Annotated in this window: 15 protein-coding genes; 5 read left to right on the top strand and 10 right to left on the bottom strand. The window is 29.7% G+C overall.

Annotation, left to right across the window (positions count from 1 at the left end; genetic code table 11):
- Positions 1 to 695 (top strand): hypothetical protein (locus NSQ92_RS26715; RefSeq protein ID WP_341153422.1); only part of this gene is annotated, 695 nt, incomplete at its 5' end.
- 21 nt (positions 696 to 716) lie between these two features.
- Here the strand turns inward: NSQ92_RS26715 and NSQ92_RS26710 are convergent.
- The 8 genes from NSQ92_RS26710 to NSQ92_RS26675 form a co-directional block, all read right to left on the bottom strand.
- Positions 717 to 905: a hypothetical protein gene (locus NSQ92_RS26710; RefSeq protein WP_341123924.1), complete on the bottom strand. Its 189-nt coding sequence runs from the start codon at positions 903 to 905 to the stop codon at positions 717 to 719.
- A gap of 622 nt (positions 906 to 1,527) precedes the next feature.
- Positions 1,528 to 2,217 (bottom strand): Rep protein, encoded by a 690-nt coding sequence (locus NSQ92_RS26705; protein ID WP_341123925.1) that lies wholly within the window; start codon positions 2,215 to 2,217, stop codon positions 1,528 to 1,530.
- A gap of 183 nt (positions 2,218 to 2,400) precedes the next feature.
- Positions 2,401 to 2,814, bottom strand: a complete 414-nt coding sequence (locus NSQ92_RS26700; RefSeq protein ID WP_341123926.1) for a hypothetical protein — start codon at positions 2,812 to 2,814, stop codon at positions 2,401 to 2,403.
- Positions 2,815 to 3,207, bottom strand: a complete 393-nt coding sequence (locus NSQ92_RS26695; RefSeq protein WP_341123927.1) for a hypothetical protein — start codon at positions 3,205 to 3,207, stop codon at positions 2,815 to 2,817.
- A gap of 109 nt (positions 3,208 to 3,316) precedes the next feature.
- A complete protein-coding gene (locus tag NSQ92_RS26690; RefSeq protein ID WP_341123928.1) occupies positions 3,317 to 3,496 on the bottom strand; it encodes a hypothetical protein in 180 nt (59 codons plus the stop codon).
- 21 nt (positions 3,497 to 3,517) lie between these two features.
- Positions 3,518 to 3,685: an antitoxin VbhA family protein gene (locus tag NSQ92_RS26685; RefSeq protein WP_341123929.1), complete on the bottom strand. Its 168-nt coding sequence runs from the start codon at positions 3,683 to 3,685 to the stop codon at positions 3,518 to 3,520.
- Between the two features lie 72 nt (positions 3,686 to 3,757).
- Entirely contained in the window at positions 3,758 to 4,288 is a 531-nt protein-coding gene (locus NSQ92_RS26680) for a MerR family transcriptional regulator (protein ID WP_341153421.1), read from the bottom strand.
- Positions 4,289 to 4,791: 503 nt separating this feature from the next.
- A complete protein-coding gene (locus tag NSQ92_RS26675) occupies positions 4,792 to 5,223 on the bottom strand; it encodes a disulfide oxidoreductase (protein WP_341123917.1) in 432 nt (143 codons plus the stop codon).
- Positions 5,224 to 5,426: 203 nt separating this feature from the next.
- On the opposite strand from NSQ92_RS26675, the gene NSQ92_RS26670 reads away from it, so the two are divergent.
- The 3 genes from NSQ92_RS26670 to NSQ92_RS26660 all read left to right on the top strand — a co-directional run bounded on the left by NSQ92_RS26670 (position 5,427) and on the right by NSQ92_RS26660 (position 7,625).
- Positions 5,427 to 5,786: a hypothetical protein gene (locus NSQ92_RS26670; RefSeq protein WP_341123918.1), complete on the top strand. Its 360-nt coding sequence runs from the start codon at positions 5,427 to 5,429 to the stop codon at positions 5,784 to 5,786.
- Between the two features lie 170 nt (positions 5,787 to 5,956).
- Positions 5,957 to 6,316 (top strand): hypothetical protein, encoded by a 360-nt coding sequence (locus NSQ92_RS26665; protein ID WP_341123919.1) that lies wholly within the window; start codon positions 5,957 to 5,959, stop codon positions 6,314 to 6,316.
- 151 nt (positions 6,317 to 6,467) lie between these two features.
- On the top strand, positions 6,468 to 7,625 hold the full coding sequence (locus NSQ92_RS26660; RefSeq protein ID WP_341123920.1) for an FtsW/RodA/SpoVE family cell cycle protein: 1,158 nt from the start codon (positions 6,468 to 6,470) through the stop codon (positions 7,623 to 7,625).
- Between the two features lie 119 nt (positions 7,626 to 7,744).
- Here NSQ92_RS26660 and NSQ92_RS26655 read toward each other — a convergent pair whose 3' ends face one another.
- Positions 7,745 to 7,879, bottom strand: coding sequence for a hypothetical protein (locus tag NSQ92_RS26655; protein WP_341123921.1), 135 nt, complete (start codon positions 7,877 to 7,879; stop codon positions 7,745 to 7,747).
- 224 nt (positions 7,880 to 8,103) lie between these two features.
- On the bottom strand, positions 8,104 to 8,397 hold the full coding sequence (locus tag NSQ92_RS26650) for a conjugal transfer protein TraD (protein WP_341153420.1): 294 nt from the start codon (positions 8,395 to 8,397) through the stop codon (positions 8,104 to 8,106).
- Positions 8,398 to 8,849: 452 nt separating this feature from the next.
- Here NSQ92_RS26650 and mobQ point away from each other — a divergent pair.
- The coding region (mobQ, locus tag NSQ92_RS26645; protein WP_341153419.1) for a MobQ family relaxase at positions 8,850 to 10,002 on the top strand (1,153 nt) is incomplete at its 3' end.

The raw sequence follows: 10,002 nt of genomic DNA, 5'->3' as shown, positions 1-10,002 counted from the left end.
CATTTAGAAAAAAACAAATGGACAAAGAAGTTGAACAATCTCGTACTGAATTAGAAGGAAAAAGAACAACATACAAAAATACTAATAAGTTATTAGAACAAGGAGAAAGCCTTCTAAAAAATCATGAAATCAAAAAAGCAACTTCTCTATATCCAGAACTAGAAAATAAGCGAATTGACTATAAAACTGCTATAAAATTACAAGACATTCATGAACATTATAATCTTTTAAAAACTAGCGATATACCAACTGTTATCGAGAAAAATAAAGCTGAAATAGACAGCATGTCAAAAGCTATTTCCAATTATGAAAAACGAAAAGAAACAGTGAAAGCAGCCGAAATAAAATTGAAAAGAATTACCCAAATCGACCGCCAATTAAAGGCTACTGAAAATAACCCTTATCAATATGGAAAGGTACTTAATGATCCAGTAGCCAAAGAGCAATATGAAGCACTAAACGAACGCAAAAAATCAATAGGACGAGAACTTGTACAAGCTGGTTATAAAAACACTTCTTCTATTCAACAAGATAGAGAACTAATCAATGAACAGAAACCAATTAAAGAAAAATATGTGAAGAAAATCGAGGAATTGGAGAAGGAAAATCAAGTCTTATCAGATGTTCAAAAAGACTTACAGCGAACAAATAAAAGAGAACAATATTTATTAAGAGATAATGGATTAGAAAGATAGGGTTGTAAAATTCACAACCCCTTATTTCAATTTCCAATTCATTTCGTATTTTTCAAATACCTTGATGAGATCGTCAAGCAATTGCTGATTTTCTTCCCAAGATAAAGGCTTTTTTTCATAATCTCGACTATATTCAAATGTCACGTTCCAAGTACGGTTGCAATCAAAATCACCTTTAATAATTTGTTTGGACCTTTCAAACTCATGCATATAAACACCACCTTTTAAACCATTATATCTTTCGATATAATAAAAAAGACACCTAGTAACGATCATTACTAGATGTTCAAATAACTATTAGCAGACCAATAGTATCTGTTCAACTGAATTAATCTTCGGCAGAAGAAGAACCATTGTCTGTTTGCGAATCAGTGTGGTTCTTCTTTTCATACTTCTTCAAACTGCCACCTTTAAATATATACATAAAAACACCCTTATCCCTTTTTAAAACTATTTTATAAGAAAAGATATACCATTTTTTTGGATAGCCTTGTTATAGATCCACTTAACAATTATCCCCCCTTAAAAGCGATTTTTTTAGTTGCCTTTATGGCAACCTTTTAGCCTTTATGGCAGAACGTAATTTAAACAAAAATAAGGAGCGTAAAATCATATTCGATTCACTTCTTAACAATACTGATAATAAGGCAAGATTTTAAAAAAGTGGGTTGAACCATTGATATGACTGATTTTATGGGGGTTTTATATGTGTGAGGTTTTCCTCTCATTTTAAATTAAAAGTGAGAGGATTTCGTCACACCTAATAATTTCCAATTTGTAAAAATTAATAAATAAAAAAGGTCATATTTTTTGAATATGACCTTGGAATTTATTAAAAAAATCTAACAGGTAAATTTACTTTTTTTCCATTTTGATCTTTTAATCTTTTTAAAGAATGTTGAAATAGACGCATTGTTAAACCATCTAATTGAACATCATTTTTTCTAGGAGCACAAATAATAATATAAGGATTTACAATCCACGTTCTAGGACTAACAGTACGTCCATTTTCAGTGATTTGCCCTGCACCTTCTGGATTTAATAAAATTTCTTTATCCTTTAAGGAATTCATGATTTCAGATGTTTGTCTACGAGATTTACCAATCATTTCTGCAATATCCGAAACTGTTGCCGCTCTTGCTAAAGCAAACTCGTCGGTTTTTTTCTTGGAAGAAAACTTATCTTCTCTTTTAAGAATTACATTTGTCTTAAATTCTAAATAATTTTGAACTCTAAATAAAAAGCTTTCTTCTGCTTGAGTTAAATAATCAATTTGGACAAGTAAATCAAGATTCCTATGCATATTTTGACTAAATGGCTCCCCTGCAAATATATTTCTATCTCTAGTTAAATGAAATTTCTCTCCAGTAAGACTTTCTATTTCACCTAATAAAGACTTTTTAAGGCCTTCTACTTGTTCTCTAAGTTTTGAGTCTTTTTCGTAATCTCTTTTTCTAGCATTTTTTTCAGCTTGATCTAAATCTCTGTTTAATTTTACTACATTATTGTTTTCTTTTTTCACAAAAATTCCTCTCCCTACTGGAAGGAATTAATCTCTATATGTTAGAATATAATTATTCAATAAGTGAATATAGGATTAATTCCAATCCTTTATGTAAAGAGAAACCTTTCCAGTCCGTCAAACTATGAGGTTTCTCTTTTTTCTTTTTATTACACTAACCCTACCAATATTTCCCCATTTTTTCTAGTCCCTTTCTATCTTCTCTTTAAACTTCTCTAACAATTTATTATCAATTCTTTTCGGTTTATAACCCATTCTATCAACCAAGATACCCTCTATAACCTTCATACGAGAAGTATAAAGCCGATATTCATTTTCTGCCAAACCTTTTATATCACTAGGAACTACAACCCCGTCAGGAGCCTTTTGAACGGTTCTCATAAGGTGATAACAACTTGTCCGCTTTTCTCTCACCAGTCGAAGCAAAACTAAAAGATCATATGTGTGAAAAGAAACCAAAACCGAAAACGGTCTTTCGCATAATTCCAAGTACATAAAACCATTTAGTTTCGGTCTTTTCACTTTTAATGGTGCTTCACAAAACGAACATGTTTCTGCATAGCTGCTATTCTCTTGACCACAATAAGAACAAAGCAATTAGGCTTCCCCCTTGTAACAATCTAAAGCTAATTCTCTAAAATAAGCAGACATAGATTTTAAATCCTTATCCTTAATATCGCTCTTTATTTTGCTCCATATATCATCTGGAAGGGTTATAGAAACCTTTTTAGTAACTCCCATAGACGGACGCCCTACATTTTCCTTTTTAGCTGAATTAGAGTGCTTTAAATGGTCTGGTAACGTATCATATCGATAAGGCGGAATGTAGAGCTGACCTAACATTTCGTTTATTGTTTCCATAGCAACTCCTTCCGTCGTAGCCAAAGAAACAAACTCATTTTCTAATTGCTCCATTGTCTTATTTATTTCCTCTTCACCATTCCAACGAGCATCATATAATTTTTTGTGTAAATCCCATACCTTCAACATATTTTAACCGCCTTTTTATTTAAGTTACTCTTATTATAACGTTTAAGTAACTTTTATACAAGCGTAAAAAATACCGATTTTCCAAAATAGAATAATCGGTATCTTTCTCCTAACTATACACTTGCTTGAAAAATAATTGCTTGTTTTTTCTTACTTCCACATAGCCAGTAATCTTATATTGTGAAGATTTTTCGTTCAATGCTAGCAATTCCTCATAGAAAAAATGTTCTACTTGTTTCTCTTTAAAAATCGGCTTATCTGTTCCTAAAATTTCATGAAGCATTAGCATAAAATCGCCCACCACCTTATTTTATTTTTTATCAGCTAATTCCTTTAACTGCTTGATAAAATCTTCAGCTGAAATATGTCCCTCTAAAGATCTTCTTACTAAATCCTCTTGTTCTTTCGAAACATCCATTCCAGATAATCTCAACGAAGCTTTTGCATATCTCATCGCTTCTTCATTGGTCCTTTTCATAAAAAACTACCCCCTTATCACCCTAAAGGTTTATAGGTTGCCATAAAGGCAACCCTTATCCTTAAAATTCTCTTACTTGAAGAGTTTTTTCCACCAGGGTTTTACGTTTTCTTCTTCTTTGGCAGCTGCTATTTCTAATCTCTTTTCTTCTAATGATTGTTGTAATTGCATCGTTAAGAGTCGATCTCTTTTTTCTATAACATCATTCAATTTATATTCAAATGCTTTCAACATATTTTCTCTTTCTTCTTCAATTGCTATTTTTACTACTCTTTGTATCGTTTCTTCTAATTCACTCTTTGATAAACGGATTTCATCCGTGAAAACGCTAGGCGTTTTTGCTGCGTTTTTTTCGTTTAAATTCATTGATACAACAGCTTTTAACGCGTCTGTAAAAGAGACGTTGTTTGATAATAATTTTTTTAATTCTCTTAACGCCTTAAAATCGCGTTCATAATAAATACGCTGCCCCTTTTCATTTCGTTCAATTATATAACCATGCTGTTCTAACTCAATAGACCATCTTCTTAAACTAGAAGTAGTTATTTCTAAATCAGCCGCAACATCTTTAGAAAAATAGCCAAAGCTATTAGCGTTTTTCATAGCGTTTATTCACTCCTTCTACTTTTATTCTTCGATAACCTAGTAAAATTCCCTTCTTTTATTTCAATCATCGTGAAAAGTCAATTATAAAATGAAGTAGCATTTAGGAGTAAACAGGAGCAATCTAAAGATTAGCTTTTTTATTATGAAGCTATTTTTCTCGTTATTTCCCAAACGCAAAAAGGCGGAATTTGCCCCAATATGGACGAATTCCGCCTTTTGCTTTTTTGATTGCTGTGTATAGGAATGATTATGTTAACTATTGTTAATTTAAATGCTGTTTTAATATATATTTAAATGGATCAAGGTCAAAATCATTCTGTTTCTCAATTTCATCTAATAATTTTTGAGCAGTATTCTTCTTAGCAAGATCTTTATTACTTATCATATCGTTAATAGGTGATTACTTCTAATGTATAATAGTCATCTTCTAAATTCCAAATTTTTTCATAATTATCATTCCCCTTTCTACTAAACATTACAGGATTCTTTTTACTAATCTTTTAAAGGGTTTTATTCATAGATTTTTCTTTTATCACCATATATATTAATAATAATTCTATTAAAAGAAATGCAAAAAAAGACAAAAATGGTATAGTAATAAATCCCATAAAATTAAAATAATCAATTGTACAAGAAATTTGTCCACAAGCTCCTTTATAATCAGTAGGTAACAATTTAATAATATTATGATACATAGAAAACATTAAACCGATACTAGATATAAAAAGAAAACTTACAGATTGTTGATAATCTTTTTTGATAATAGCAATTGCAGTAAGAATTGGTAAAGGATACATAAAAATTCTTTGAAACCAACATAATTTACAAGGATCAAAATTCATAATTTCTGAAAAGTATAAACTGCCCAATGTAGCAACAGTAGAAATAATAAAAATACAATACAATAAATTTTCTTTGCTATTATTCTTCAAACTATTTTTCTCCTATCTTATTCAATTAATTTTAAAATATTTTTAACAAATATCTATAACAATTAAAATACCTTTATAATATAAAAGTTATCATAATCATTTACAGATTTACATTTTTTTGTATTTTTTCGCTGAATTTCGACAATGTTTTTATTTTATTTAAAGTATTCTATTAATTGAAGAAAGAAAGGAGAATCTCAATTATGAAAAAATTATCTTTATTATCAGTATTATCTTTAATTTTTATTATTACATTTGGATCGTTTGGTTCAGAAGCCAGTGCTGAAGCAGGATGGCAAAACATTGGTTCTTATAAATTCGAAGCTGTAGTTCGAATAACTTCAAAAGATGGCGGAAATTTAAAAGTCTGCGTTAATAACAACTCTGAAAAAATAAAATTAGGACTAGAAAGAGCTCCGATCGGAAAGAGTATTAGAAGCACAACATCCGGCGGAACCCCTAACTGTGCAACTTGGTCTGGATTAAAAAAAGGAAAAAAATATGATATAGGTAATATAACTTATTACAGAGAAAAAACCTTATCAATAACAGTTTATGATTGATTAATACAATTCAATTAAAAACTAGAAAAGTAAACACTCTCCTATAAATTAACTTTTATATAGAGAGTGTTTTTTTGTATATTTTTACTTCTTTTTACAAAATTCGACATCTTTTTCATCTGATTTAAAGTATTCTATTAATTGAAAAAATAGAAAGGGGAATCTCAATTATGAAAAAATTATCTTTATTATCAATATTATCTTTAGTTTTTATTATTACATTTGGATCATTTGGTTCAGAAGCCAGTGCTGAAGCAGGATGGCAAAACATTGGTTCTTACGAATTTAAAAATGTAGTTCGAATAACTTCAAAAGATGGTGGAAATTTAAAAGTTTGTGTTAATAATAGTTCTGAAAAAATAGAATTAGGTCTAGAAAGAGCTCCTATTGGAAAAAATGTTAGTAAAAAAACTTCTGGAGGATCTCCTAACTGTGCAACTTGGTCTGGATTAAAAAAAGGAAAAAAATATGATTTGGGTAATATAACTTATTATGGAAAAGTAACTTTAAAAGTAACAGTTTATGATTGATTAAAAACTATTTGTTAAAAAGTCCCCTTTAAGAAAAGTCTTCTTAAAGGGGACTTTTTATTCTTTACATTAACGATACATTTTATAATTATTAACTATAATGTTATACTCATTAAATAATTAAATTAATGTTTGGAAATAGGAGTTAACAATGAAAAGTAAAAATTATTATGATTTTTATCTACTAGCAATCATAATAATGCTTATGATTATAAGTATTATTAGTATATATAGTGCTCAAAAAATATTACCATATAACAGTAATTTTGCTATGCAACAAGCCATTTGGTATGTTATAGGTTTTATTATAACCTCAATCATTTATTACTTTGATTTTGAACAAATAAAAAAAATTTCACCTTATTTATACATTTTTGGAATTCTATTATTAATAATTCTATTTATAGCTCCATCTTCAATTGCACCAAATATTAAAGGAACAAAAGCTTGGTTTGTTCTTCCGAAAATAGGATCTTTACAACCTGCAGAGTTTATGAAAGTTTTCTTGATTATTTTTTTAGCTAAAATATCAGTAGATCATAACAATAAAACTATAAATAAAACCACTAAAACTGATTTAATATTAGTTTTGAAAATATTAGGAATAACTTCTATACCTTTATTATTTATATTGTTACAACCAGATGCTGGAACAGCAATGGTTATAATTACAATAATGTTTGGTATAATTGTCGCTTCTGGAGTAAATTGGAAAATATTGATATCCTTTTTCTCAATAGTTCTTTTGGGTATAGGAACATTAATAATTATCTATATATACACTCCCAATACATTATTACTATTTCTTAGTCAATACCAATTAGATAGAATACATTCTTGGTTAGATCCTTTTCAATTTCGACAAGGAATTGGATACCAATTAACACAATCTATTTTAGCTATAGGTTCTGGAACAACATATGGTAAAGGTTTCTTCAAAAGTCAAGTCGATGTACCAGAATCACATTCAGATTTTATATTTTCTGTTATTGCTGAAGAATATGGTTTTTTAGGTGCGAGTTTAGTAATAAGTTTATATTTTCTTTTAATATACAGAATTGTGGTTATTGTATTAGTTAATAAAGGAGAATATGAATCCATAATTGCAAGTGGAGTAATAGCAATGCTAACATTCCATATATTTGAAAATGTTGGAATGGTAACTGGATTAGTTCCAATCACAGGAATACCTTTACCTTTATTAAGTTATGGAGGAAGTTCCATATTAGGAACCTTATTAGCATTAACATTAATCTTAAATATTTCCGCAAAAACAAAACATTATTTATTTGGAGAGAATTCAAAATGAATAAAGAATTGAAATTCAGAGTAAAACTATTTTCTACTATTTGCCTTAGCTCTATTATTCTCATAGGAATTTTAGCAGTCATAGCTTATTGGTAAAATAAAAAAAAGCTACTAAAAATATTAGTAGCTTTTTTTATCAATCCCAATAACATAACTATAGACATTTACAAATAATTCAGCTTGGTCATTATCCCATTCGCCAGCACCCATTGTACTAAAACCACCGCCATTATTGACAATTTGACTAAAAATCAACTTCTGTTAACTCATCAATATCTACAACCGGATCTAATGACTTTCGTTCATGAAAATGTTAATACAGATGAAAAAGCTACAGCAGAAAGTAAAGCAAATTTTTTCATAGAAATAATACCTCCTAAAATTAAATTACAAAAATATCCTATCATGAAAATGACATTTTTTGTAAAAATGTCATTTTTGATAAACTCTTAATTTATCAACTCTAAATTTCTATTAATCTAAATTCGAAGAATTTTTCTTGCTTGATCAATATTCATTTCTAATATTTTTTCCTTATTCTTTGCAACAACCTCTTTAAAAGAAGCAATTAATTTAATTGTTTCTTCTTCCCCTTCAATTTCAAAATGTTTCTCTATTAATCCACCTACTTGTATTAATCTTCTTGTTCGTTCCTTTCTCTCCTTTTGTCTTACTTGGTTCGCCAAACGTTGCTTTTCTAATTGCATCTTCCTAATTTTTTCTTCTAAATCTACTAATCTATCTTCTTCTGTTTTTCGAGCCAATGCTCTCACTCCCTAATCATATAATTTTCTCTATTATATCCAAAAATATGAGCGAAAACTATATCTACAGAATGATTCCTCAACTGATCCGTGGTATAATAACCCCAACGAACCAGTTGAGGAAGGGCGCACTTACACAAACTAACGTTTGTTGTGCGGTTGCTTCGCAACAAAAGGCATATTCGTTTATCAGCGAATACAAAATCAAAATCTTTCATTCGCAAATGTGCGAATGAGTATCCGCCAAATGGCGAATACATAAAAACCATTCGTAAGGATTTATTATTCCAAGTTGGGATATCCCCAACTCGTTTAATAAATCCTTACGAAACCATAATAAAAAATTTCCCACCTTTCGGTACGAAATTTTTTATTACGGATATGAAAACCTAAAACATAAAAAAAATAAAACCTAAAAATCAAAATACATAATATCCAAAAGAGAAAGGAGGAAAAAGAATATGGCTATCTATCACTTTTCTGTTCAAGTTATTTCACGAGGAAAAGGACAATCAGCAGTTGCTTCTGCTTCTTATCGATCAGGAGAAAAACTACGTGATGAACAAACCGAGCAAACTAAATATTATAAAAGAGAAGTGCAACCCGAAAACCATATTCTTGCTCCTTCTCATGCCCCATCGTGGGTTCAAAATAGAGAGTTTCTTTGGAATGAAGTGGAGAGAAGCGAAACAAGAAAAAACTCACGACTTGCAAGAGAAATTAATATTGCTTTGCCACGAGAACTTTCTAATGAACAGCAAACAGAATTAATCAAAGGATATGTTCAAGAACAATTTGTAGATAAAGGCATGATTGCCGATATTGCTATTCATAGAGATGATAAAGAAAATCCTCACGCTCATGTTATGTTGACCACTAGAGAAATTTCAGAAGATGGCTTCACTACAAAGAATCGTGATTGGAACAATAAAAAACTACTGGAACAATGGAGAGAGCAATGGTCTGAACATGCCAATAAGGCACTTGAAAAAGAAAATATCCAAGAACGAATTACCCATCAATCTCATGCTGATCGTGGACTTGAAATTTTACCTACTGTTCATTTAGGGCATGTAGCTTCTGATATGGAGAAAAAAGGAATGGAAACAGACCGCGGCAATATAAATCGTAAAGTAGAACAGCATAATGCCATTGTTTATGACTTACAAAAATATCGTGAAGAAAAGCAACAACGACAAGCATTGTCAAAAGAACAGGAACAAAAAAAGGTAGTTACTTTCACTCCTGGAGAACAAAAAGTATTAAACTATATCCAAACAAAAATGACCAAAGAAGAACCGACTTTAGAGAATATTTCTAAGATAAAAGAGTTCAATGAAAAATGGCATAACCAAAATAATTCCGAACATTATCAACTTCAAAACAAGCAAAAAAACATGGATAATCTTTTCCAAGCAAATGCTACTTTATCTAATTTTGAAAAACAAATAATCGAAAAAGAGCAAGCACTTGAAAATACAGGATTCTTCCAACGAAAACAGAAAGAGCAGCTACGCAATGAAATTAATTCTTTAAGCCAAACTTTTGATAGCCAAAAAGAAAGAGTATCCATTTTAATGCGAGATAATGGCATTTCAACTAGAGAAGAAATTC

Origin of the sequence: Niallia sp. FSL M8-0099 (assembly GCF_038006945.1) — a bacterium.
GTDB classification, from domain to species: domain Bacteria; phylum Bacillota; class Bacilli; order Bacillales; family Cytobacillaceae; genus Niallia; species Niallia circulans.
Note: the sequence above shows the minus strand (reverse complement) of the source record. Positions and strands in the feature narration are given on the sequence as shown.